Source organism: Sedimentibacter acidaminivorans (assembly GCF_017873955.1).
Lineage (GTDB): Bacteria > Bacillota > Clostridia > Tissierellales > Sedimentibacteraceae > Sedimentibacter > Sedimentibacter acidaminivorans.
In genome coordinates this window covers 107,614-132,789 of sequence record NZ_JAGGKS010000009.1, presented here as the reverse complement: position 1 = coordinate 132,789, position 25,176 = coordinate 107,614, and the positions used below count along the sequence as shown (strand labels likewise).

20 protein-coding genes and 1 riboswitch are annotated in these 25,176 nt (G+C 30.1%); of the genes, 15 read left to right on the top strand and 5 right to left on the bottom strand.

Annotated elements, in window-relative coordinates:
- Positions 1–10 precede the first annotated feature (10 nt).
- Positions 11–1,345 carry a replicative DNA helicase gene (gene dnaB, locus J2Z76_RS14145; RefSeq protein ID WP_209512724.1) on the top strand — a complete coding sequence of 445 codons (1,335 nt, stop codon included), beginning with the start codon at positions 11–13 and terminating at the stop codon, positions 1,343–1,345.
- A gap of 108 nt (positions 1,346–1,453) precedes the next feature.
- On the opposite strand, the gene J2Z76_RS14140 is transcribed toward dnaB, so the two are convergent.
- Positions 1,454–3,001: a DUF3794 and LysM peptidoglycan-binding domain-containing protein gene (locus J2Z76_RS14140; protein WP_209512723.1), complete on the bottom strand. Its 1,548-nt coding sequence runs from the start codon at positions 2,999–3,001 to the stop codon at positions 1,454–1,456.
- A 514-nt stretch (positions 3,002–3,515) separates the two neighbouring features.
- Between J2Z76_RS14140 and J2Z76_RS14135 the strand changes: the two genes are divergently transcribed.
- Positions 3,516–5,117 (top strand): CTP synthase, encoded by a 1,602-nt coding sequence (locus tag J2Z76_RS14135; protein ID WP_209512722.1) that lies wholly within the window; start codon positions 3,516–3,518, stop codon positions 5,115–5,117.
- Positions 5,118–5,183: 66 nt separating this feature from the next.
- Here the strand turns inward: J2Z76_RS14135 and J2Z76_RS14130 are convergent, their stop codons facing one another.
- Entirely contained in the window at positions 5,184–6,080 is an 897-nt protein-coding gene (locus J2Z76_RS14130) for a DMT family transporter (protein WP_209512721.1), read from the bottom strand.
- A gap of 196 nt (positions 6,081–6,276) precedes the next feature.
- On the opposite strand from J2Z76_RS14130, the gene cls reads away from it, so the two are divergent.
- On the top strand, positions 6,277–7,722 hold the full coding sequence (cls, locus tag J2Z76_RS14125) for a cardiolipin synthase (RefSeq protein ID WP_209512720.1): 1,446 nt from the start codon (positions 6,277–6,279) through the stop codon (positions 7,720–7,722).
- Between the two features lie 55 nt (positions 7,723–7,777).
- Here the strand turns inward: cls and J2Z76_RS14120 are convergent, their stop codons facing one another.
- Positions 7,778–8,470 carry a 5'-methylthioadenosine/adenosylhomocysteine nucleosidase gene (locus J2Z76_RS14120; protein WP_245210472.1) on the bottom strand — a complete coding sequence of 231 codons (693 nt, stop codon included), beginning with the start codon at positions 8,468–8,470 and terminating at the stop codon, positions 7,778–7,780.
- 277 nt (positions 8,471–8,747) lie between these two features.
- On the opposite strand from J2Z76_RS14120, the gene nhaC reads away from it, so the two are divergent.
- The 8 genes from nhaC to J2Z76_RS14080 all read left to right on the top strand — a co-directional run bounded on the left by nhaC (position 8,748) and on the right by J2Z76_RS14080 (position 18,611).
- Positions 8,748–10,169: a Na+/H+ antiporter NhaC gene (gene nhaC / locus J2Z76_RS14115; protein ID WP_209512719.1), complete on the top strand. Its 1,422-nt coding sequence runs from the start codon at positions 8,748–8,750 to the stop codon at positions 10,167–10,169.
- Between the two features lie 32 nt (positions 10,170–10,201).
- Positions 10,202–11,392 carry a M20 family metallopeptidase gene (locus J2Z76_RS14110; protein ID WP_209512718.1) on the top strand — a complete coding sequence of 397 codons (1,191 nt, stop codon included), beginning with the start codon at positions 10,202–10,204 and terminating at the stop codon, positions 11,390–11,392.
- A gap of 234 nt (positions 11,393–11,626) precedes the next feature.
- Positions 11,627–13,252 (top strand): amidohydrolase, encoded by a 1,626-nt coding sequence (locus J2Z76_RS14105; protein ID WP_209512717.1) that lies wholly within the window; start codon positions 11,627–11,629, stop codon positions 13,250–13,252.
- Positions 13,253–13,424: 172 nt separating this feature from the next.
- Positions 13,425–13,673: a GIY-YIG nuclease family protein gene (locus tag J2Z76_RS14100; RefSeq protein ID WP_209512716.1), complete on the top strand. Its 249-nt coding sequence runs from the start codon at positions 13,425–13,427 to the stop codon at positions 13,671–13,673.
- 72 nt (positions 13,674–13,745) lie between these two features.
- Complete coding sequence (locus J2Z76_RS14095; RefSeq protein ID WP_209512715.1) at positions 13,746–14,570, top strand: DegV family protein; 825 nt, start codon at positions 13,746–13,748, stop codon at positions 14,568–14,570.
- A gap of 103 nt (positions 14,571–14,673) precedes the next feature.
- Positions 14,674–15,537, top strand: coding sequence for a nitroreductase family protein (locus J2Z76_RS14090; RefSeq protein WP_209512714.1), 864 nt, complete (start codon positions 14,674–14,676; stop codon positions 15,535–15,537).
- A gap of 89 nt (positions 15,538–15,626) precedes the next feature.
- On the top strand, positions 15,627–16,535 hold the full coding sequence (locus J2Z76_RS14085; RefSeq protein WP_209512713.1) for a D-2-hydroxyacid dehydrogenase: 909 nt from the start codon (positions 15,627–15,629) through the stop codon (positions 16,533–16,535).
- Between the two features lie 33 nt (positions 16,536–16,568).
- On the top strand, positions 16,569–18,611 hold the full coding sequence (locus J2Z76_RS14080) for an LTA synthase family protein (protein WP_209512712.1): 2,043 nt from the start codon (positions 16,569–16,571) through the stop codon (positions 18,609–18,611).
- 28 nt (positions 18,612–18,639) lie between these two features.
- On the opposite strand, the gene J2Z76_RS14075 is transcribed toward J2Z76_RS14080, so the two are convergent.
- The gene (locus J2Z76_RS14075) at positions 18,640–19,515 is read right to left on the bottom strand and encodes a hypothetical protein (RefSeq protein WP_209512711.1); all 876 of its coding nucleotides are present in this window, start codon (positions 19,513–19,515) and stop codon (positions 18,640–18,642) included.
- 241 nt (positions 19,516–19,756) lie between these two features.
- On the opposite strand from J2Z76_RS14075, the gene J2Z76_RS14070 reads away from it, so the two are divergent.
- Both J2Z76_RS14070 and J2Z76_RS14065 read left to right on the top strand, forming a co-directional pair.
- Entirely contained in the window at positions 19,757–19,981 is a 225-nt protein-coding gene (locus J2Z76_RS14070; protein ID WP_209512710.1) for a glutaredoxin family protein, read from the top strand.
- Positions 19,982–20,099: 118 nt separating this feature from the next.
- The gene (locus tag J2Z76_RS14065; protein WP_209512709.1) at positions 20,100–21,173 is read left to right on the top strand and encodes a 1-aminocyclopropane-1-carboxylate deaminase/D-cysteine desulfhydrase; all 1,074 of its coding nucleotides are present in this window, start codon (positions 20,100–20,102) and stop codon (positions 21,171–21,173) included.
- A gap of 198 nt (positions 21,174–21,371) precedes the next feature.
- Here J2Z76_RS14065 and J2Z76_RS14060 read toward each other — a convergent pair whose 3' ends face one another.
- Complete coding sequence (locus J2Z76_RS14060; protein WP_209512708.1) at positions 21,372–21,557, bottom strand: DUF1858 domain-containing protein; 186 nt, start codon at positions 21,555–21,557, stop codon at positions 21,372–21,374.
- Between the two features lie 234 nt (positions 21,558–21,791).
- Between J2Z76_RS14060 and J2Z76_RS14055 the strand changes: the two genes are divergently transcribed.
- Together J2Z76_RS14055 and pflB are read left to right on the top strand one after the other, a co-directional pair.
- Positions 21,792–22,730, top strand: coding sequence for a hypothetical protein (locus J2Z76_RS14055; RefSeq protein ID WP_209512707.1), 939 nt, complete (start codon positions 21,792–21,794; stop codon positions 22,728–22,730).
- Between the two features lie 83 nt (positions 22,731–22,813).
- Positions 22,814–22,897: riboswitch (ZMP/ZTP riboswitch) on the top strand.
- A gap of 46 nt (positions 22,898–22,943) precedes the next feature.
- On the top strand, positions 22,944–25,175 hold the full coding sequence (pflB, locus tag J2Z76_RS14050; RefSeq protein WP_209512706.1) for a formate C-acetyltransferase: 2,232 nt from the start codon (positions 22,944–22,946) through the stop codon (positions 25,173–25,175).
- Position 25,176 lies beyond the last annotated feature (1 nt).

The following is a 25,176-nucleotide window of genomic DNA, read 5'->3' as shown; positions in this document are numbered from 1 at the left end:
AGGTGACTATATGTCAGAATTAACTAACTTCGGTAAAGTTCCTCCTCATAATGCAGAGGCTGAACAAACTGTATTAGCATCCGCGTTGTTAGATCATACAGCAGTTGAAAAGATTATTAATCTTTTAAATGTTGAAGATTTTTATTATGAAGCTAATAAGGAAATATTTGAAAGTATAAAAGATGTAAACATGCAAAATATTCCTGTGGATGCACTTACGGTAACCGAAGAGCTTAAAAAAAGAGAAAAGCTAGATTATGTAGGTGGATTTGAGTATTTAGCTAGGTTGACAGAAAATATTATTACATCAAAAAACGTTGAGGCTTATTGTAATATAATAAAAGAAAAGTCAACATTAAGGAAACTTATTAATGCATCAAATGAAATAATTGAAAAAGGCTATAAAGAAAATGATGAAGTTCAAAAGATCATAGAACTTGCCGAAACTAGAATATTTGCAATTTCGCAAAATCGAAATATAAATAGTTTTTCTGAAATTAAAGATGTTTTGCTTGAAGTGTTTAATCAGCTTGAAGAAAGAGCTATGAACAAAGGAAGCTTAACTGGAATAACAACAGGCTATGAAGACCTAGATAGGATGACTGCTGGATTACAAAGGTCAGATTTAATTTTACTAGCAGCTAGACCATCTATGGGGAAAACAGCACTTGCTCTTAATATTGCAATTAATGCAGTAAAGACAGGTGTTTCAGTAGCTTTATTTAGTTTAGAGATGTCAAAAGAACAATATGTACAGAGAATCATAAGCATGGAATCTATGGTTGAAAGCGGTAAGCTTAGGTCGGGAAACTTAGATGATGAGGATTGGAACAGACTTTTATCTGTTATGAGTGTCGTATCTAATTATAAAATTCATGTTGATGATACTGCATCTATAACATTATTTGAAATGATGTCAAAGTGTAGAAGACTAAAAATAGAAAAAGGATTAGATTTAATTATTGTAGACTATTTGCAATTAATGTCTGGCGGTGGCAAGAACAACAGCAATAGACAACAAGAGATTTCTGATATATCAAGAGGGCTTAAGGCAATGGCTAGAGAGTTAAATTGTCCTGTTGTTGCACTGTCTCAGTTATCTCGTGCTCCGGAACTTAGGACAGACCATAGACCTATAATGTCGGATTTGAGAGAATCTGGAGCAATAGAACAGGATGCAGACGTTGTAATGATGCTATATCGTGATGAGTACTATCACAAGGAAGAATCAGAAAAAAAGGGTATCACAGAAGTAATCATAACAAAACAAAGAAATGGCCCGGTAGGAACTGTTGAACTTGCATGGATAGGACAATATACAAAATTTGGAAACATACAAAAATAAAAATAGTACAATGATAGTGAATAATTGTATGAAAATAAGAGACGCTAAGGCGTCTCTTTATTGTTATTTAAATGTTGTTCTGTTGTTTTGTAGTGTATTCCTTTGTTTTTATACTTTTCTAGCTATTATAATTTTATCTCCTGGTATTAACGCTTCATCTTCGGATAATTCATTTAATTCTTTTAGATAATTGATTGATACGCTGTAGTTTTTAGCTATATCCCAAATTGTTTCGCCCTGTTGAACTACTCTGAAAATTAAGCTAGGCATTTTTCCGTAATCAATAGGACCAATTTCATTTATATTACTTATGATAGATATTTCGTCACTCTTTTTCATTTTCATATCTATTTTGATGTCGCAGTTAACAACAACTGAATTATTTCCTTTTCTATATGCACTGCATTTAGATATTTTTACATCTGAAACTATATCACAATCCTTTTCCTCATCTGATAAATCTACTGTAGTAGTATATGGCATTGATACATAAGCTCTATCAATTTTATTAACATCACCATTTAAGTATAATAAGTTAACATCTAAAAAACCATCTACAACATATTTGTCATCAAAAACTCTTTTTTCTGATACCTTAGGACTTATATCTATTGTATAAATGTCTTTAATTGCTCCAGTCATCACATCAAAGTTATTTTCATATTTTGTTATTACATCTTTTATACTACGAGTTGATACTAAATTTATTTTAGATGAATCAATTTCTATTTCAGAATCAGTTGAATATCCATCTAGAATTATATTCTTTTCAACAGTATCATAAAGCTTTGCATCAATAGTAAAATTTGCAGTAAATGATACTATTTTATCTTCATCATCATAATTTTCATCTATGGTGTATGATAAATCGTTAAAAGTTACATTAATATCTCGGAGCATATCAGAATTTGAGTTTTTTAGCTCTATGTAGTGAGTAAATGGAAATTCTTCCGATACATAGCCAGTTGTAGATAAGTTATTATCCTCTGTATACAAGAAGCCAACCTTGCATATACCTTCAACAAGCATTCTGTCATTCATAATATCAACATTAGTGATATAAGCATCGCAATCAGATTTTAGTATGCTTTTAATTTTATCTGTGCTCTGATTAAGTTCTACTGAGTCGTTAACAGTAATATCTTCTGAGCTATGAGATACAATATCAGTATAAATAATATTTTTTGTTTTTGCTTGAAAACTTCCGTCTGATTCAAGGCTTGAAATAAAGTCTACTGGTCTTTTATGTATTAGGTCAACATCAATATTTGCAACAGCCTTAATTAAAAAGTTTTTCTCAGACAATAATTCTGAATCGATATAATCAATAAAAGAATTAACTTGTGCATCCATATCTTCTGTTGCTCCATCCATTGGAATTTCTTCTGTAAAGTTTATTTTGCCTGACATTGAAGCTACCGATACATCCTCATCGTTTGAACGATATATAATGTTATGGATTAAGTCTCCATTAACAGTTACACTGTTATTATGAACAGTAACACTGTTAATTTTTATTTTTCCTTCAGTTGAAATTATTTTTTCTATATCGGGCATGTTTTCAGAAATTGAAATTTCATTTTCTAACAAAGCTTCACTAGTGTTTGAATCAATAATTTCATTAATAATAAAAGTATCGCTTAATAATTTAAACAAATTAAATCCTCCTTTAAATGCTTGTTATTTTATTTATTAATATTACCTAACGGTTAAAATATTAAAAAGCATGTATTTTAACCAGACTGTGTACGCACGAAATTTGCTTTACACACGAGTCGATAATAGATTGCATTCTTTTATAAATATATATGCTAAAATTTATTCAATAGTACAACATAAACATAAAATTTTTTAAAAAATCATTGACCTTTTGCCTGTTTTAATATAAAATTGGTTAGTAAATAATAAATTTTGTTTTATAATAAATTTTGACTACAACTAAATATTATATGTACTGTTCTGATGCTTTAGCAGAAAAACAACAATAATGTTAATATAGGAATAGATTTAATAGAGACTAAAAAAAAAACCCCTTTTTTGTCTCTGTTTTTTATGTCATAGGATATCTATACCATATTTGTCTATGGTGAAGATTTTTTTGTTTATTATGATAAAAATAATTGTAGATAATTAAGTATATTATAAGATTTAGGAAATTCAGGAGGATGAAATGCCAAAGTACATTTTTATAACGGGTGGAGTTGTATCTTCACTAGGAAAAGGAATAACAGCAGCGTCTTTGGGAAGATTGCTTAAAGCTAGAGGTCTAAAGGTAACATTACAAAAATTTGACCCATATTTAAATGTGGACCCAGGTACAATGAGCCCATATCAGCATGGCGAGGTGTATGTTACAGATGATGGAGCAGAAACAGATTTAGACTTAGGTCATTATGAGAGAATAGTTGATATAAATCTTACAAAATATAGTAGCGTTACTGCTGGTAAAATTTATTGGTCTGTTTTAAATAAAGAAAGAAGAGGAGATTATCTTGGAGGAACTGTTCAAGTAATACCTCATATAACTGGTGAAATTAAAAGTATGGTAAAAAGGGTTTCAACAATTAAAGATGTTGATGTAGTAATAACAGAAATTGGGGGTACTGTTGGAGATATTGAGAGCTTACCATTTTTAGAATCAATAAGACAATTGAAGTATGAAGTTGGTAGAGAAAATGTTATGTATATCCATGTTACTCTACTCCCATATTTGTCAAAAGCAGGAGAACTCAAAACTAAACCTACTCAGCATAGCGTTAAAGAGCTTCTAAGCTTAGGCATTCAGCCAGATTTGCTTGTCTGTAGAACGGAAAAGGAATTAACGTCTGATCTACGAGCAAAAATTGCATTATTTTGTAATGTAGATAAAGAAAATGTTATACAAAATGCAGATGCAGATTCATTGTATGATGTTCCGTTAATGTTAGAAAGAGAGGGTCTGGCAAAATTAGTTTGCAAGCACTTCGATATTAAGTGCAAAGAGCCTGACCTTGCAGAGTGGAGTGATATGGTTAACCGTTCAAAGAAACCAACTCATTCAGTTAAAATTGCATTAGTGGGTAAATATTGTGAATTAAAGGATGCGTATTTATCGGTTGCTGAGGCATTGAGACATGCAGGTATAGATAATTCTTCTGAGGTAGATATAAAGTGGGTTCACTCAGAAAATGTAACAGAAGAAAATTATAATGAAATGTTAAAGGATTGCGATGGAATATTGGTTCCAGGCGGGTTTGGAGACAGAGGTATAGAAGGAAAAATACTTGCTGCAAGGTATGCTCGTGTAAATAAGAAGCCATTTCTTGGCATTTGTCTTGGTATGCAGATGGCAGTTTCTGAATTTGCAAGAGGTGTGCTTGGATATAGCGATGCAGATAGTACAGAATTTAATGAAAATACAAAATATCCTATGATTGATTTGATGAACGATCAAAAAGATGTTGAAAATAAGGGTGGGACTATGAGATTAGGCTGCTATCCTTGTAAATTAAAAGAAGGTTCAAAAGCTAGTGAAGCCTACAGTGGTGAAGAGTTAATATCTGAAAGACATAGACATAGATATGAATTTAATAATCAATTTAGACAGGTGTGTGAAGATAATGGACTTATTATATCTGGAGTTTCACCAGACAATAAGCTTGTAGAAATTGTAGAGCTTAAAGATCATCCATGGTTTATAGGTGCTCAATTCCATCCTGAATTTAAATCAAGACCTACACGAAGTCATCCTTTGTTTAAAAATTTAATTAAAGCTTCAATAGAAAACAAATAGAATATAAGAATTAAACATATAAAAAACGGGAGAAACGCACCTCCCGTTTTTTATAGATAGAATAGATCACTGTATATTTTGTTTTTTGATTTTTTTACTGGTTTGAGATAATATGTAATAAAATACTCCAGATAATACAATTGTTCCACCTATTAAAGTATATATAGATGGTATTTCTTTAAAAATAATTAAAGCTAAAATACTTGCAAAGATAGGTTCGCACAATGTGGATATAGAAATCATAGTTGCTGAAATATATTTCATAAGATAATTGTAAACAGTGTGACCAAGTATAGAGCAGAAAAAAGCTAAGGCAAAAAAAAGCAAGAACTCTTTTGGTGAATATGGATATATGGGTGTTTTAGTTAATAAGCACATAAAAAATAGCACTACTACTGAAGCTGAGTAAACAATAAATACATATGAACCAGCACTCAAATTTTTACGTACTATTCCCCCAATAACGAAATAACCAGCTACGAAGATTGCTCCCATAAACGCAAGGATATTTCCTAACATCATATCATTAGTACTTCCACCACTACTGCCCATTGCGATAATTCCAGTTCCGATTAAAGACATAGTTAGCCCTATCAACATTTTAGATGTAAATTTTTCCTTTAATATAAGGTAGTTTGCTAGTGATACAAAAATAGGACTACAAGATACAAGGATAGTTGAATTAGATATAGTAGTCATATTTATTGATGCAATCCACGAAGCAAAATGCAACGCAAGAAATGTCCCGCTTACAATACATAAAATAAGATCTTTTTTTGTTATACTTTTTATAACTTTTCTTTCCTTCAAAATTACAGGAAACAATAGTAAAAAAACTGTAAAAAGCATTCTATAAAAGGATATTACAAGGGATGGAGATTGAGATATACGTACTATTATTGATGAAAGAGAAGTAAAAAATACTCCTATTAGCACTAAATATTTTGCTGATGATTTTTCCATTTTAAACCTACCTAACTGATCTATATTTTAGAATAGTATCATATTTAGGATATATATTCAATATTTGTTTCAAAATAGAATAAAATAAATATATAAAAACATTATTAAATATAATTATGATAATTGCAAAGACTAATGAAATCTGCTATAATTACAATTGTTAATACTTGAAATTATAACAAATAATGGAGGAAATATGATTAACTTTGTAGGCTCAATTTCCACATTTTATTTATTAAATATTATTATGGCACTAGTAGTTATTTTTCTTGAGCGAAAAGATCCAACTGCAACTTTAGCATGGGTTTTAGTTTTGCTTGTTTTTCCAGTTGGAGGCTTTGTTTTTTATTTATTATTATCACAGAATTTTAGCAGAAAAAAATTATTTACAATGAAAATTTATGCTAAAAAAACTTTTGGTGATTATATTAAATGTCAAGAAGAATTATTTAATTCTGGTGCTTTAGTTTTTAATGATAAAAATGTTGAATCATATAAAGACATGATAAAAATGAATTTGTTTACTAATAAATCATCATACACTCAAAATAATGATGTTGAAATATTTGTAGATGGGAAAGAAAAATTTTATGAATTGTTTAAGTGCATAGAGAGAGCTAAACGTAACATACATATTGAATACTATATATTAAAGAACGATAATTTAGGAAATAGATTTATGAATCTACTTGAAAAAAAGGCAGAAGAGGGCGTTGAAGTAAGGTTAATGTTTGATTCTCTAGGGGGTAGACATATAACTAAAGATAGAATAGACAAACTTAAAGCATCTGGAGTAAAGGTTGCATCGTTTTTTTCTAGTAGCATACCTTTTTTAAACTTCAAAATAAATTATAGGAACCATAGAAAAATCGTAATAATAGATGGTGAAATAGGGTTTATAGGTGGGTTTAATGTAGGTGATGAGTACATTGGCTTGAATACTAAAATAGGGTATTGGAGAGATACGCATATAAAAATCAAAGGTGATGCGGTTATTGATTTGCAAACTAGATTTTTTTTAGACTGGGGTCATGCAACAAAGGAGGATATGATGTATCGTCCTAAATATTTCCCTGACACAGGCAATGATGGTAAAGTTGGTATTCAAATTATAAGTAGTGGTCCAGATAAACAAGATGAAGCCATAAAAAGAAACTATGTAAAGATGATTAATTCAGCAAAAGAAAGTATTTGTATTCAAACTCCGTATTTTGTACCAGATGCCAGCGTTCTTGAGGCGCTTAAAATTGCTGCTTCTTCGGGTGTGGATGTTAGTATTATGATACCTTGTAAGCCAGACCATCCATTTGTTTATTGGGCTACATATTGGTATTGTGGAGAGTTGTTGAAATATGGTGTAAAGGTCTATACGTATGAAAATGGTTTTATTCATGCAAAAACACTTGTAATAGATGGGATTGTATCTTCTGTAGGAACAGCAAATTTCGATGTGAGAAGCTTTAAACTTAATTTTGAAGGTAATGCAATAATTTATGATACTGAAATATCAACTAAGTTAAAAAATCACTTTATAGATGATTTAAATTATTCACTTGAGTTGACTAGGGAAGTTTACTTAGAGAGAGGTATTATGATAAGGTTTAAAGAATCAATATCAAGATTGTTGGCTCCACTTTTGTAAAATAATAAGCTAGAAATGAGAAACGAGGATGCAAATAGTATCCTCGTTTTAGTTTTTATAAACTTTTTAAATAGTTGTGTATTAATTCTGTTGATTTTTTAGCTGCAACTTTAACAAACGATGGAAAATCCATGTGAGCACTTCCATCAGCTTTATCTGACATTGCTCTTACTATACAAAAATCAATATGATTTAAATAGCACACATGTCCAATAGCGGCACCTTCCATTTCAGCACACAAAGCGTCAAAGTTATCAACTATATGATTTTTTTTCTCAGCACTACAAATAAATTGATCACCTGTTGCAATTGTTCCAATATAAGTATTTGTGTCTTTTATGAAACTAGCAGCAGTTTTTATTTTATCAATGACATGACTAGCAACTGGTATTTTTATTATATCTAATCCTGATATCAATCCTAGGGGGTCTCCTAAACCAGAAGTATCCATATCATGTTCGACTACAAAATCAGAAATTACTAAATCTGCAATATCTAATTTAGAATTGAGGCTTCCTGCAACCCCTGTATTAATAATTAAATTTGGTGAATATTTAATTATCATAGTTTGAGTACATACTGCAGCATGTACTTTTCCTACACCGCTTTTAGCTACAACTACATCTTTCCCGTGAATTTTGCCTTTGTAATATATAATACTGCTTATTTCTTCTTGCGTAATATCTTCCATTGATTCTTTAAGTTCTGCTATTTCTATTTCCATAGCTCCTATTATGCCTGTAATCATTTTTTGACCTCCGAAAGTAATATAAACATTTTAATATAGTATAATTGAATTGTCAATTGATTGATAGGGTAAGTTAATGATATTTTATAGTAGAAAACATTGTTTCCATATAAATTTAAATGAACATAAATTTAAACATAAGTTTAAAACATGTTTAAAAAAACGTTTATTTTATAAAAACTATTATTTAAAAATTAAATTTTAAAACATGTAATGACACAATGTTTACAACATTATTAGTATATAATAATAATATATTATAAAGGAGGAATAATTTATGGAAAATACTTCAAAGAAACCATCTTTTTCAATCTCACTATTAGTAGTGGCATTTTTATTTGTAATTATCGTAGCTCAAGTGCTTGTGGCTGGTAGCCCAGATATCCACATGACTCTTGTATTTTCAATTGCATTTGCTGTATTGCTTCTCATGATGACTGGAACAGAGTGGTCTCAAGTGGAAGACGGTATCATGCATGGATGCAAAATTGCAACTGTTCCAATGTTGATACTTATGTTTATTGGAATGCTCATTCCGGCTCTTATTGCAGCAGGAACAATCCCAATGTTAATTTATTATGGACTTCAAATCATTAACCCATCGGTATTCTTATTGACTGCCGCAGTTATATGTAGTATTTCATCAATATGTACAGGAAGTAGCTGGACTACAGGTGGAACTTTTGGTGTAGCTTTTATGGGAATAAGTATGGGACTTGGAATACCACCAGCGTTAACAGCAGGTGCTGTAGTTTCGGGTGCTGTTATCGGAGATAAGTTATCTCCACTATCTGACTCAACAAATTTAGCTGCAGGGGTTTGTGAAACAAATCTTTTTGCTCATATCAAAAGTATGTTTTTTACAACTGTACCTGCATTTATTATTTCATTAGTAATATATACAATTTTAGGCATGAGATATACAGCATCTACAATTGACACAACTGCAGTTGATGCTATTTTGGCAGGTATTTCAAGCAATTTTAATGTAGAACCTATGTATGCGTTAATTAGCTTAATTCCACTTGCAGCTGTTATATTTATGGCTATTAAAAAAATAAGTGCCTTAGCTGCTATGGTAATAGCATCAATTATTGCAATGTTGCTTGCAATGCTTACTCAAGGATATAATATTTTAGAAATGATGTCATTTATGAATTATGGATTTGTTATAGACACAGGTATTGCTAATGTCGATAAGCTTTTAAATAGAGGCGGTATTCAGTCAATGATGTGGACGGTATCTTTAGGTTATTTAGGACTTTCATATGGTGGTATACTTGAGAAAACAGGAACTTTGGAATCTTTATTAGACAAGATGGCTGGTTTAACAAAAAGTGCAAGAAACCTTATAACAACTCACATCCTGTCATCAATTGTTATAAACTTTATATCTGCTAGTCAGTATGTAGCTATAATTATTCCGGGAAGAATGTACCTTCCAGCGTATAAGAAACTTGGTATAAGAGGCGACGTAGCTTCAAGAACTTGTGAGGATTCAGGTACAGTAACTTCTCCATTAGTTCCTTGGGGACTTTGTGGAGTATTCTTTGCAGGAGCATTAGGAGTAGGTACCTTAGAGTATCTTCCATACGCATTCCTATGTTATTTAACTCCTGTTGTAGCTATAATTTACGCATTTACAGGAAAATTCATTTGGAAAGAAGACGAAAATAGTGTAAAGAATGTATCAAAATAAATAGTAACATTAAAAAGGAAATGGTATAAAAAATGTATAAAATCGAGAAGGAACAAACAACAAAATTACTGATGGATCTAGTTTCAATTGAAAGTCCATATTTTGAAGAACAAAAAATTATGGAGTACGTTTATAACTGGTTTCAACAGAACAACATAGAAGTCTATATTCATGAGTATCATGAAAAAAAAGTTACAGGCTTCAAGGGTAAGAATGTTGTTGTAACCCTACAAGGTAAAGGAGATGGCCCTGTAATATGCCTAAATGGACATTTGGATACCGTTAAATTGTGCAATGGGTGGACTGCCAATCCAAAAGGAGAAATAAAAGGTGATAAACTCTATGGAGTAGGTGCCTTAGATATGAAATCTGGATGTGCAGCAACAATGATTGCATTAAAAGCTTTTGTTGAAAATCATAAGGATTTTAATGGTAAAATTATTGCCACATATGTTTCGGTAGAAGAAGGACCTTATGGTATGGGAACCAATGCCTTAATCGAAGAAGAAATTATTAAAGATATCGATTTTTCAATTATAACCGAGCCGAGTTCAGGATTTACAGGCAATAAATTCCCTAATATTTGCCTTGGAGCACGTGGTGGATATGGACTAGAAATAGAGTTTTTTGGAAAGTCTTCTCATGCTGCTACTCCAGAACTTGGACTAAATGCGGCAGAGTGTGCATCTAAGGTTGTAGGAGAACTAAAAAATGTGGATTATATAGTTGATCCATATTTAGGGAAGGGTTCAGCTTGTGTTGTAGCAATTGAAAGCGACGGAGGAGCATGTAGTGTACCTGATTATGCTAAAGTTAAGTTGTTTTGGCATATAGTTGTAGGTGAAAGTGAAGAAACAATAACTAGAGAAATTGAAAAAGCAATAAAAAGAGCAAATATAAAAAGTGAATATAAAATTAATTTTAGGGAGGCACCTTCCGAAGGGTCTAAGGGTTTCATGCCTTATACAATAACAGGAAAGGAGCCTATTGCAAAAGATTTTATAGAGACAGTTGAAAATATATGCGAAGTAAAACCAAGTATTTCATATTTTCAAAGTATTGGAGATTTTAATTATTTGGGTTCAAGGTTAGGAGCACCAGCTGTTATTTTTGGGGCTGCTGGCAGCAATTTTCACGGAAGTGATGAAAATGTAGAATTAGATTCAGTTGTAAAAACTGCGGAAGTTGTTTATGCTTTTCTTGAAAAGGTGTTATGTTCATAAAATATTAATTTGAAATAAGTAGAAGGGAGACGATTAAATTTGTCTTCCCTTTTTGTTCAAGTTATTATATTATGAAAATAAAAAGGAATACATATTGCTTTTCTATTAAATATTAACGTTAGTAATCTTGAAACGTAAGGTGAGCTTTTAATACACACCGTTATAGACCGTTATGGTATAATAAAATATAGAGATATTCTGTTAAATTTATTTTGAAAAAATGGAGGAAAATAGATGCAATTAGATAAACTATTTATAAATGGAAAAATATATACCATGGAAGCAGATGGTAAAAGAGTCGAATCGATTGGCATAAAGAATGGAATAATTAAATTTTTAGGAACAAATGAAGAAGCATCATTTTTTAAAAGCAGTGAAATTATAGATTTAGAGGGAAGAGCAGTAGTTCCAGGTCTTGCAGATTCTCACATGCATATGTATGCTTATTGCCAAAATCAAACTTCAGTAAATTTAGAATCAGCTAGAAGTATTGATGATATGATCTATCTAATGAAACAAAAAGTAAAAGACACACCATGTGGCAATTGGATTAAAGGAGTTAATTTTGACCAGAGCAAGTTTAAAGAAAATAGATTTCCAACTAGATATGATTTAGATAAAATCAGTTTAGAGCACCCTATCGTAATAAAAAGGTGTTGTTTACATGCTGTTGTTGCGAATTCCATGGCGCTTAAACTTGCTGGAGTTGCGAAGGGATATGACGGAGGAACTGGTGGAATTGTGGAGTTCGATTCAGATAATGAACCAAATGGTATACTTAGAGAACAATGCACTAAAATATTTGATGAAATAATTCCAGATCCATTACTTGATGAAAAAGAAAAAAGAAAGATAATGCAGGAAGTATTAAAAGATATGGCATCAAAGGGAGTCACTACGATTCACACATATGCAGCTAGGATATGGAGATATGATGAGGATATAGAATTATATAGAACTCTAGAAAAAGAAGGAGAATTACCTGTAAGAGTTACAGTATGTTTAGATGAACTTTTTGAGCCTGAATTTATAACTCAAGAAAAAAAGGATGATCCTTACAGGATGGTTCAATATGGTTCATATAAATTATTTACTGATGGTTCATTAGGTTCAAGGTCGGCAGCGCTAAAGGAGCCATATTGTGATGATGTAGGAAATAAAGGCTTTGTAATATGTACTCAAGATGAATTAAATGAAAGAGTTTTAATTGCTTACAAAAAAGGTCTCCAACCTGCAATTCATGCAATAGGTGATGCCGCTTTAGATATGACTTTATCAGCTATTGAGTATTCATTAGAAACTACTAGAAAATTAGGTATGACAGAAATAGAACAAAATTCAAGGTTGCCATTTAGAATTATACATGCACAAATGATAGATGAAGAATTACTTGATAGGATGAAAAAACTTCCTTTAGTTCTTGATATACAGCCAATATTTTTATGTACAGATTTACATTGGATTGAGGATAGAATAGGTAGTGAGCGAGCTAAAAATGCTTACTGCTGGAAAACAATGAAGGATGCAGGCTTAATACAAACTGGGGGGTCAGACTGTCCTGTTGAGTACTTTGACCCAATGAAAGGAATTTATGGTGCTGCTTCGAGAAAAGACATGAATGGATATCCAGATGGAGGGTATATGCCAACAGAAAAGCTATCTGTTTATGATTCATTTTTGCTGTTTACAAAAAATGTTCATTATGCAACCGGTCAAGAGGATAAATTAGGTACATTAGAAGTTGGTAAGTTTGCTGATATGGTTGTTTTTGAAAAAGATCCTTTTGAGTCTTTAGAGGATGAACTTTTAAACATAAAAGTGTTAAAAACATTTGTAGCAGGAAAACAAGTTTATGGATAATAAGAACTTTTAAAAATTCATATGATACCCCTTTGGATATAATTTAGTTTATATAAACAAAGGGGTTTTTATCGTAAATTAACTATATATTTATATAAATAATTAAATTTTTCATTTATTTTTTTATAAATAGTGGTAATATATATAATATAATAAAATTAAGGGGATATAGATGTATTATATATATATCGCAGAATGCGGAGATGGAACATTGTATACTGGATTTACAGTAGATTTAGAAAAAAGAATAAAAGTTCACAATAAAGGTAAAGGTGCTAAGTACACTAGAGGAAGAACACCGCTTGTGTTAAAGTATTATGAAGAATTTGATTCAAAAAATGATGCTTTAAGGCGAGAATCAGAAATAAAGAAGTTAAAAAAAATAAAAAAAATCGAGCTTATTGAGAAATTTAAAGTATAATTTTAAAATTGATTTGTATAACAATTGTTTTTTTGTTATAATATAGTAAATATTATATAGGAGCGATACTACATGGATATTAATTTGATTGTAGATAGTTGTGTTGATTGTAATATCGATACAAAGGATATAGAAAAAATACCATTTAAAATAATAATTGAAGATGAAGAGCTTATTGATTCAGATCTTGATACAATGGATTTGTTAGTGAAAATGAAAAATAGTAAAAGTCACACTAAAACTGCATGTCCTTCACCTGAAGATTTTATTAATGCATTTAAAAAATGCAAGGATACTTTTGCAGTTACAATTTCAAGTGCATTGAGCGGGTCATACAACAGTGCAATGTTAGCTGTCAATTTAATGAAAGAAAAATTTCCGGAAAATTTTGTGCATGTTTTTGATTCTAAATCTGCTGCTGCAGGTGAATCTTTAGTTACCTTGAAAGTCAAGCAGATGATTGAAGATAATATAGATATACCTGAAATAATTGAAAATACAAATAAGTATATTTCAAAACTTAGAACATTTTTTATCTTGGATTCATTAGATAATTTAGCTAAGAATGGTAGAATAACTAATTTTAAAGCTATAATTGGAAATGTTCTTCACATTGTTCCTATAATGGGAGAAGACGGCAATGGTAGTATTATTTTAAAAGAGCAAATTAGGGGAAAGAAAAAAGCTTTTTCAAGATTAGTGGATATGATTGGTGAATATAATGTGGATTTTGAAAATACAACACTTGGAATAACTCATTGTAATTGTTTTGAAAAGGCAGAAAAATTAAGAGACGAAATTAAAGCAAAATATCCATTTAAAGATATTAAAATTTTCACGGCAAGTGGATTAAGTAGTGTTTATGCTTATGATGGTGGAATTGTAATTGCTTTTTGATATTTTTGCGTAGTATAATTTGAGTGGTTAATAAAAATGTTAAATTACTTAAATAATGGGTATATATAAGAAATAAATATAAGCTAAAAAACGGAGGAATATTATGGATTATAAAAATTTAATACCTAAAATAAAATCAGTTAGAGATTATAAGGCCGATTTAGTAAGTCCTCAAATTCTCGATGAGATTAAAAGTTTTTATCAAAATGAAAGGAAACTAATTGAAGGTATTGATGTAGACGTTATTGTTAAAGATAGAGAGGATGTTTTTGAACAACTTAAAGGCATTGCAGGATATAAGGAAAATATGATAGATGCGCCACACTATCTTATAGTTGCTTCTAACGAAGGCGATTATTACATAGAGAATACTGGTTATATATGCGAAAACATAATGTTAAAAGCATTTGAACTTGGTGTTGGATCTTGCTGGATAACATTTAAAAACGGAGATGAAATAAAGAAAAAACTTAATTTTGAGTCTGAAAAGAAGCTTACAGCAATTATAGCATTAGGATATGATAATAATAAAACTAAAATAGTGTATGACAATGTTTCTGAATACAACCCATCTAGAGCAGATATTAAGGTAGTTGAAGATAATACTTCATATAGATTAGATGTTGAAGAAGTAGTATATATTGGGCAGTGGGGTAACAATGCAACTGCTGATGACCTAAGCAATAGAGGTATACTAGAAGGATTTACATATGCTAGACTTGCACCATCAACACTAAATAGACAACCTTGGAGATTTATTGTAGATGATGGAATTATAGTTTTAGCTCTAAGGTCAGATGCTTATGTTAATAACTATGAAGCTAAAATAGATACTGGTATTATAATGTTATTTTTCGAATCAGTAATTGACGCTACATTGCTTGACGTAGAATGGAATATTGGAAAACCAGAAAAAGAATACAATATACCTGATGAGTATTCAATAGTTGGATATTGTAATTTATAATAATATTACATTTATCATATAATGAATATAAGACCCGCTTAATATTTAAGCGGGTTTGTTAAAATAAATTTATAAGAGGAGGAAATACAGTGAAAATATCTATTTTTAAGCCATACTTGCAGTATGTTTCTGAAATTTTTCCGGAAATAGAATTTATTGATGTGGAAGAAGAGTGTCCAGAATCAGAAGTGTTAATTGGTGAACCACATCATATTACAAGAGATAAGTTAGAAAAACTTTCTAATCTTAAGTGGATACAATCTCTGCGTGCAGGATTTGACACTATAGATATGGAATATATAAAAAATCGAGGTATAATTTATACCAATGGAAAAGATATATATTCAGTACCAATAGCAGAAGATGTAATATGTAAAATGCTTATGCATAATACAAATGCACTGGATTATATAAAAAATCAAAAAAATCACACATGGACAAAGGGTTTTAAGAGAAAAGAATTTTGTTCTCAAACCATAGGAATCATAGGAACTGGTTCTATTGCAACAGAGATTGCAAAGAGACTTCAAGGCTTTGGAGTAAGAGTAATTGGATATAAAAGGACACCTGTTTCCACTATACCGTATTTTGACGAAGTATATTCTGGACATAAAGGGTTAGATATAATTTTATCCTTAAGTGATTATATAGTAATGACAGTTGATTTAAATAAAGATACATATCATATGCTAAATAAGAATAATTTAAAAAACATGAAAAAGGAAGCTTCTATTATTAATATAGCAAGAGGAAGTGTAATTAATCAAAAAGATTTAACAGAAATGTTGAAAAATAACGAAATAAGTTATGCTGGTCTTGATGTTTTTGAAATTGAGCCTCTACCTGAGAAAGATGAGTTATGGGATTTAGATAATGTATATATAACTCCTCATGCGTCAGGGGTTGTAAAGAACAATAAAGACAGACTAAAAAAATTAATAGTTGAAAATATTAAAAGATACATTGAAAGTGATCAATTGGCAAATGTAGTTAGATAGATTAATATTGTAGAGGTAAAGTAGGATATTTAAATGGAAAATTTGAAAAAAAATTTAATTTATATTATTTTTTTCCCTATTGTTATAATTTATTTTGAAAGTGTTTTACGAATATCAGTATTTAAAACGTTATTTGATTTAGGATATATAAATATGATATTATTTTCTGTTCCAATAGGGTTGTTAATGGGTTTGCTGATTACGAACTTCAGCGAAAAAGAAAATAAGATAGTATTGATATTGCTTTTAATTTTATTATCAACAATTTATATAATTCAATATATTTACTATAAAATCTTTTCAACCTTTTTATCATTATACTCTTTTATAGGTGCTAGCCAAGCTATGCAGTTTTGGGAAGAAATTATAAGAGCAATATCAAAAGACATCGGTTCTTTTATATTTTTATGTTTACCGTTAGTGTTAATTATTATTTTTAATAAAAAGATAAAACCTATATATATCTACAATAAAAAACTTAAATTAAAAATTGTTGGAATTGCATCATTAGTTCATATTATTATATTACTCGTTGTTATAAATTCAAATACTGGTGAGATAAGTCATCATTATTTGTATTCAGAGTCATTTATTATAGATAAATCCGTAAGTAGCTTTGGACTTTTGACAACAGAGAGGCTTGATTGCAAAAATTTAATTTTAATGTTATTAGAAGATAGGGAAAAAAATAATAAAAAGCAGTACAAAAAAGATGCTAACGTTTATGCAATTGGTAAATCTACAACAAATACCAGCATAGTTGAAGCTGTTGAGAATAATAAAAGCAATAAGGGTATAGAAAACGATCAAAATTTAGTAAATGATGAAAAACCAGAACCTAAAATAGAATACAATGTTATGAATATTGATTTTGATTCTTTAATTAAAAATGAGCAAAACGTAAAAATTAGAAATATGAATGAGTATTTTAGCAAAGTTGAACCTACAAATAAAAATAAATATACTGGTAAGTTTAAAAATAAAAATTTAATTTTAATAACTGCTGAAGGATTTTCTCCATATGCAATTGATGAAAATCTTACACCTACACTTTACAAAATGTATGAAGAAGGTTTTAAATTTAAAGATTTTTATACTCCACTGTGGGGTGTAAGTACATCTGATGGAGAGTATGTGGCTTGCACTGGCTTAATACCAAAAGCAGGAGTATGGAGTATGTATGAGTCATCAAAAAATTACATGCCATTTTGTATGGGTAATCAAATGCAAATAATAGGATATAATACTTTTGCATATCATAATCATTATTTTGGCTACTATAAAAGAGACCAATCTCATCCAAATATGGGCTATAATTACAAGGGTCTTGGAAATGGATTAGATATAAAAGAAACATGGCCAGAATCAGATCTTGAAATGATAGATGTTACGGTTCCTGAATATATTGAGAAACAATCGTTTCACACTTATTATATGACTGTTAGTGGACATTTGAGGTATACATTTGAAGGTAATGCTATGTCTAATAAAAATAAAGATGCAGTTAAAGATTTGGATTATTCAGATAACGTTAAGGCATATCTTGCAGCCAATATAGAACTTGATAAGGCTATGGAATCTTTGATTAATCAGCTTGAAGACGCAGGTATAGCTGAAGATACCTTAATTGCCATAAGTCCAGACCATTATCCATATGGATTAGAAATACAAGAAATAAGTGAGCTTGCGGGGCATGAAGTAGAAACAAATTTTGAATTATATAAAGGTGTTTTTATTTTATGGTTTAAAGGGATAGAATCTGAGAATATTGATAAACCATGTTCTAGCTTAGACATCTTACCTACATTATCAAATCTAATGGGCATAGAATATGATTCAAGGTTGCTGATGGGAAGAGATATTATGTCTGACTCAGAACCACTAGTTTTGTTTTCTAATAGAAGTTGGATCACAGATAAAGCAACTTATAATTCATCAACAGGGGAACTAAAGACTAAAAATAATTGTATACTAAATGATGGATATGAAGAAGAAATAACAAAAAAAATTAAAGATAAGTTTAAATATTCAACTTTAATTCTTGATAACGATTATTATGGGTTGATATTAAACTAGGGGCAGTATAATCTGCCCCTTTCTCATACTATTCAATTAATAATTCATATTCGCAACTAGAAGGACATTGAGTATATGTAGAGTTATTTATACAGTTTGAGTTAATTTTATTTTTTAATATAGATCCCTTTTTCATTAATCCATTTTCTAGATTCGCTTCATTTATATTAACCTTATATCCTATTTTTTTTACTTCGCATGGTTGTAAACTACCTACATTCCATTTAAGTATTGTTTTTTTATCAAATGTATATATATTTCTTGGTTCCATATTAGAGGAGTCAGCAATAAATTCAAGTCCTTCGTCGAGTATACTTCTAACATATACACTTCTAACCATATCATATTGTCCAGTGCAGCATTCTATGTAGAATTTAGTGGTATCATCTTTGCAAATTTTATTATCTTCGCACTTTACTTGGATTTTATAATCACATGCTTTCGTTACGTAACTACATGAATCAACATTTTCTCCATTAATCAAATGACCATAGAAAAATATTTTTTCATTATGTGGGATTTTAGCACCTGAATTTTCTATGCTTTTTTCTGTAAGGTTATCACATAAACATGTATTTAAACTCAATATATTTTCTGAATTAGCAGAAAGAGTAAAATTATTTGCGAAAATTATTACATTATTATTTCCTACAGATTGAGTTGGTTCTACTATGTTTACTGAGTCGTATATATTGGTGTCAGGACCGGATAGTTGTAATTTTTTTATGTAACGAATTCCATTACCCATAGTTGCACTAAAGGAACATAACTGTGGAAAATCACTAGAGTTTTTAAGTGTAATTTTTACTTTATATATCCATGCAGGTAGAAACGAGGTATTTGGAAAACCTGCTCCCTTGAGAAATATTTTAGGAGCATCAATTGAAATTTTGCAGTCATTCATATTATTTCATTCCTTTCATAATTTCTTTTAAAAATGAAACTATATTCTATAATATTCCTTTATGTGTTTTTGGTGATTTTTAATGTAGCTAAATTAGCATGAAGAATAAAAAAAGAATAAAAAAATATGGAAATTTATATATGCTTATGATACAATTCTAATATAAGCAACAGAGAGATAATATACTTTATATTTGCAGACATAATAATATAAATTAAATAAAAAATTAGGAGGAATCAATATGCCAAAGATAAAGATTTATACTAGCAATACATGTTCACATTGTTCAGCAGCAAAAGAATACTTAAAAGAGAAAGAATTAAGTTACGAAGAAAGAAATGTTTCAACTGATCCTTCGGCTAAAAAAGAATTAATAGGAATGGGATATATGGGAGTTCCAATAATCATGGTAGATGATGATGTAATAGAGGGGTTCAATAAAAATAAATTAGATGAGATATTATAATATAAAAGCGACTATAAGAAAAACTTCCGAAAAGTATATTTGAAAAGTAAAAGAGCAGTTTAATAATTGCTCTTTTATCGCATGCAATCATACATCTGGTTAATAGGAGGAAAAATCAATGAAAATTGAGCAATTACAAAAAATTAATACAGGCTTTTTAAATACACCTATACATAAACTTGAAAACCTAAGTAGAAAATATAATACTAATATTTACATTAAAAGGGATGATTTAACTGGATTTGCTTTAGGGGGCAACAAAATTCGAAAGTTAGATTATTTGTTAAAAGATGCTCTAGACAATGAATGTACTGTGCTTTTAACCTATGGAGGGCCTCAAACAAATCATGGAAGACTAACCGCAGCTGTTTCAGCAAGATTTGGTTTAAAGTGCGGGATAATTATGGATGGACCTGCACCCCAAAAAGCTTCAGGAAATCTTATACTTGATAAAATGTTAGGTGCAGATTTATTTTTTATGGATGATTCTAATTTTAAAAAAAAATCAAAAGAAATTTATGCAGAAAAATACAAACAATTGTTAAATAAAACCACAAAAAAAGTAATAAAAATGTATGAAGAAAGTGGTGATAAGGTATATGTTATACCAGTTGGTGGAAGTTCAGAACTAGGCGCTGCTGGTTATGTAATGGCAGCAAAAGAAATCAAAGATCAGCTTCAAGAAATGAGAATAAATATGGATTACGTTTTTACAGGGTTTGGTTCAGTAGGAACCTTTGGAGGATTATATCTTGGAGCCAAATATTTTAATACCGAATTTACACCAATAGGAATAGCAGTATCGCATAAAAATGATCTAGAAATTCAGGAAAAAGTAGATTATATTAAAGAAGCTAATGAGTTTTTGGAGTTAGATGTAGATGTTAAATTGGATGATATGTGGATTGAAAAGGAGTATGTAGGTATAAGTTACAATGTACCTGATTCAGAAACTAGGAAATATGTATATATGATGGCTAGAGAGGAAGCCATTATACTTGACCCATGCTATACAGGAAAAGCATTTAGAGGAATGATCGAGATGATTGAATCAGGAAAAATTAAGGAAAATAGTAATATAATGCTGATTCATACAGGTGGAGCACCAGGTTTATTTTCAGAAGGTCATTCAGAAGCTATGCAGCAAGAGCTTTGGGGAGAAGGTCATAAAGAATTTATTTTAAGGAATTAAGCAAAATTTGATAATAAAATTTAAAAATTACTTTTATTACCATAAAAGATAAATAATTTATATACTATATTCTAAAAAAATGTAAATAATATAACTATCAAGCAAAACATTTAACAGCTGTTTGATGTATGCTTTTTAAATATAATGCGTATATGTATATAACAAAAAACCGGCTATAAGCCGGTTTTTTGTTATATATTATTTATTTAATGCAGCCATTAAATCATCAAGATTCATTCCATGAACTGCAGCAGCCTCTTCCAATGATTCCATCTGAGATCCTGGACAACCTACACATCCCATACCATGAGCCATAAGAATTTCAGCAGCATCTGGTCTGGCCATAAGAATTTCATGTATAATCATATCTTTTGTAATTGCCATTGTATTTCCTCCTTTATAATTTAGCAAAGAAATTATTACTTAGAATATTATACATTATTCAAAAAGGATATTCAATAAATTTTATTAAACTTTATATAAAAAAATGTTAACGCATTCAAGGAAATATATATGAAAAACTGTTTGAATGATGTATTAAACTGTGATATGATTTAGATAGAATATATTTATACATATGAACTTTATTGTTATACCCAAGGTAAAGGAGAGACTAATATGCATCGTGAATATAATGATAAGATAAGTTACATGAAAGAGTGTATACAAAAGAAAAATAGGTTGACTGGACTTCTTAAACAAACTGAACAAGATTTGATTCATGAAAAATTACAATTGAACAAACTTCTCAGTGAATATGAGAAAGAGTATAAAGATGTTTTAAATTTAGAAACAATTAGTACAGCATCATTATTCTACACAATACTAGGCAATAAAGAAGAACAGCTTAAAAAGGAAAAACAAGAGGCTCTTAGAGCAAAACTTAAATATGATCAATGTAAACATGATGTTGAATTTTTAGTTAATGAAACAAAAAAACTTGTTGATGAGCTTTCTCAAATTGAGGGTTGTGAAACTGAATATGAGGAATTAATTAATAAAAAGATGGAAACTATATCAATTGAAAACGAAGAGACGAATGTAGTTCTCAAAAAAATGATTAAGAAAAAAGAAAATATAAGAGCGAATATAAAAGAAGTTGATGAAGCTATTAAAGCTGGAGAAGATGCGCTAGAAACAGTGGAAAAAGCAATAAGAGCACTGAGTAATGCTGAAAATTGGGGTGTATGGGATATTCTTGGAGGAGGATTACTCACAACTGCTATTAAGCATGATAATGTAGACAAAGCTAGAACATATGCAGAGGAAACACAAAGAAAATTAGATATATTTAAAAGAGAAATATCTGATATAAATATGGTAACTAATATTGAAATTTGTGTAGGTAAATTTGAAACATTTGCAGATTATTTTTTTGATGGACTAATATTTGATTGGGTAGTACAATCTGAGATTGGTAAGTCGTTAGATGCTGTTAAAAATACAAAAAATCAGATAGATAAAGCTGTAGCAAAGTTATATGAAGAAAAAGTTACAGAAGAATTTTTACTTCAACAAATAGAAGAACAAATAAAAAACATAATAGAGAAATCATAATTTATTCGCCCACGTCACCGATGTAACGAGGGCACGAGTAAAAAAATTAGTTGACAATCGGATTAATATAATGTAATATAAATAAATAATCACACGACTGGCGGAATTGTGGAGTATACCACGAGGGAGTGTGAAAAAATTAGAAGTCGACCGCCTGGGCAGAGCTCAGGCGGTTTTTTGCGTCCCTGAGTAAAAATACTTAGGAGGAAAAGAATGTTAAAAGAACAGTGGTCAAATTTTGTTGAAGGTAATTGGACAGAAAATATCGATGTTAGAGATTTTATTCAAAAAAACTATGAACTTTATGAGGGGAATGAAGAATTTTTAACTGGAACTACAGAAAGAACAAAAATTCTATTTAAAAAAGCATCTGAACTTATGAAAAAAGAAATTGAAAAAGGGGTGCTTGATATTGATACTGAGCATATATCAGGTATAGATAATTTTGATGCAGGTTATCTTGATAAGGAAAATGAAATAGTATTTGGATTTCAAACAGACTTGCCACTTAAAAGAATGTTGAATCCTTTTGGTGGTATAAGGATGGTAGAATCATCACTTGAGGCTTATGGCTACAGTATGTCTAAAGAACTAAACGATATATTTCATAAATATAGAAAAACTCATAATGAAGGGGTCTTTGATGTATATACACCTGAAATGAAAACAGCAAGAAGTGTTGGACTACTTACGGGACTTCCAGATGCTTACGGAAGGGGAAGAATAATTGGTGATTATAGAAGAATAGCACTTTATGGGTTAGATTTTTTAATAACAAAGAAACAAGAAGAATATAATGATATAGTTTTTCCAATGATAGAAGAAAATATTAGAGCTAGAGAAGAAATTAAAGAACAAATAAAAGCTTTAAAATCAATGAAGTCAATGGCATTAAAATACAACATTGATTTATCAAAACCTTCAAATAATACATTAGAGGCGGTACAAGCGATTTATTTTGGATATTTAGCAGGAGTGAAAGAAAATAACGGCGCAGCGATGTCACTGGGCAGAGTTAGCACTTTTATTGACATATATGCAGAACGTGATATTAGTAATAACAAAGTGACTGAGTCAGAAATTCAAGAAATAATTGATCAGTTTGTTTTGAAGTTAAGAATGGTTCGACATCTTAGAACGCCTGAATACAACGAACTTTTTGCTGGGGATCCAAACTGGGTTACAGAATCAATTGGGGGAATGGGTAGTGACAAAAGAACATTAGTTACTAAAACAAGCTTTAGGTTCTTACATACATTAAGCAATTTATCATCTGCACCAGAACCAAATATGACTGTATTATGGTCCAATGATTTACCTGTAAATTTTAAAAAATATTGCGCTAAAATATCAATAGAAACATCAGCAATCCAATATGAAAATGATGATATTATGCGACCTATACATGGTGATGACTATGGCATTGCTTGTTGCGTATCAGCTATGAGGATAGGCAAGGATATGCAGTTTTTTGGAGCTAGATGCAATTTAGCCAAATCTTTATTAATGGCTATAAATGGAGGGGTAGATGAAATAACTAAAATAAAAGTTATTAGTGGTATAAAAAAAATAAATACAGAAGTAATTAAGTATGAAGATGTACTAAACAACTATAAAGATGTTTTGTGCTATGTTGCAAAACTTTATGTTAATACAATGAATATAATACACTATATGCATGATAAATATGCTTACGAGGCAGGTCTTATGGCTTTGCACGATTACAATGTAGGAAGATATATGGCATTTGGTGTTGCTGGAATTTCAATTGTTGCAGATTCTCTAAGTGCAATAAAATATGCAAAAGTAAAACCAATATATGATGTAAATGGTATAGCAGTAGACTTTGAAATAATAGGTGATTTTCCTATGTATGGGAATGATGATGATAAAGTAGATATGATAGCTGAAGAAATATTAGAAATCTTTTCATCGGAACTAAAAAAACATCAAACATATAGGAATGCACATCATACACTTTCTGTTCTTACAATTACATCAAATGTAGTATATGGCAAAAAAACAGGTTCTACACCAGATGGTAGAGGTGCAGGTGAACCATTTGCTCCAGGTGCAAATCCTATGAATGGAAGAGATAGGAGTGGAATTTTGGCATCATTAAACTCGGTAGCAAAATTAAAATATGAAAATATTTGTGAGGATGGAATATCAAATACATTTACAGTAATACCTCAGACTCTTGGAAAGTTAGATAGACACAGAGTAGATAATCTTGTAAACATATTAGATGGATATTTTGTTCAAAAAGCACATCATATAAATGTAAATGTAATGGATAAGAGTACATTACAAGATGCTATGGAAAATCCAGAAAAATATCCGAACTTGACAGTTCGAGTATCAGGATATGCAGTTAATTTTAATAGATTGACTCGTGAACAACAAATGGATGTAATAAGTAGAACATTTCATGAAAAGATGTAGA

Bases quoted from the DNA above. Each gene is read 5' to 3' on its own strand.
- dnaB (WP_209512724.1), top strand. From the start codon at position 11: ATGTCAGAATTAACTAACTTCGGTAAAGTTCCTCCTCATAATGCAGAG.
- J2Z76_RS14135 (WP_209512722.1), top strand. From the start codon at position 3,516: ATGCCAAAGTACATTTTTATAACGGGTGGAGTTGTATCTTCACTAGGA.
- J2Z76_RS14130 (WP_209512721.1), bottom strand. From the start codon at position 6,080: ATGGAAAAATCATCAGCAAAATATTTAGTGCTAATAGGAGTATTTTTT.
- cls (WP_209512720.1), top strand. From the start codon at position 6,277: ATGATTAACTTTGTAGGCTCAATTTCCACATTTTATTTATTAAATATT.
- J2Z76_RS14120 (WP_245210472.1), bottom strand. From the start codon at position 8,470: ATGATTACAGGCATAATAGGAGCTATGGAAATAGAAATAGCAGAACTT.
- nhaC (WP_209512719.1), top strand. From the start codon at position 8,748: ATGGAAAATACTTCAAAGAAACCATCTTTTTCAATCTCACTATTAGTA.
- J2Z76_RS14110 (WP_209512718.1), top strand. From the start codon at position 10,202: ATGTATAAAATCGAGAAGGAACAAACAACAAAATTACTGATGGATCTA.
- J2Z76_RS14105 (WP_209512717.1), top strand. From the start codon at position 11,627: ATGCAATTAGATAAACTATTTATAAATGGAAAAATATATACCATGGAA.
- J2Z76_RS14100 (WP_209512716.1), top strand. From the start codon at position 13,425: ATGTATTATATATATATCGCAGAATGCGGAGATGGAACATTGTATACT.
- J2Z76_RS14095 (WP_209512715.1), top strand. From the start codon at position 13,746: ATGGATATTAATTTGATTGTAGATAGTTGTGTTGATTGTAATATCGAT.
- J2Z76_RS14090 (WP_209512714.1), top strand. From the start codon at position 14,674: ATGGATTATAAAAATTTAATACCTAAAATAAAATCAGTTAGAGATTAT.
- J2Z76_RS14080 (WP_209512712.1), top strand. From the start codon at position 16,569: ATGGAAAATTTGAAAAAAAATTTAATTTATATTATTTTTTTCCCTATT.
- J2Z76_RS14075 (WP_209512711.1), bottom strand. From the start codon at position 19,515: ATGAATGACTGCAAAATTTCAATTGATGCTCCTAAAATATTTCTCAAG.
- J2Z76_RS14070 (WP_209512710.1), top strand. From the start codon at position 19,757: ATGCCAAAGATAAAGATTTATACTAGCAATACATGTTCACATTGTTCA.
- J2Z76_RS14065 (WP_209512709.1), top strand. From the start codon at position 20,100: ATGAAAATTGAGCAATTACAAAAAATTAATACAGGCTTTTTAAATACA.
- J2Z76_RS14060 (WP_209512708.1), bottom strand. From the start codon at position 21,557: ATGGCAATTACAAAAGATATGATTATACATGAAATTCTTATGGCCAGA.
- J2Z76_RS14055 (WP_209512707.1), top strand. From the start codon at position 21,792: ATGCATCGTGAATATAATGATAAGATAAGTTACATGAAAGAGTGTATA.
- pflB (WP_209512706.1), top strand. From the start codon at position 22,944: ATGTTAAAAGAACAGTGGTCAAATTTTGTTGAAGGTAATTGGACAGAA.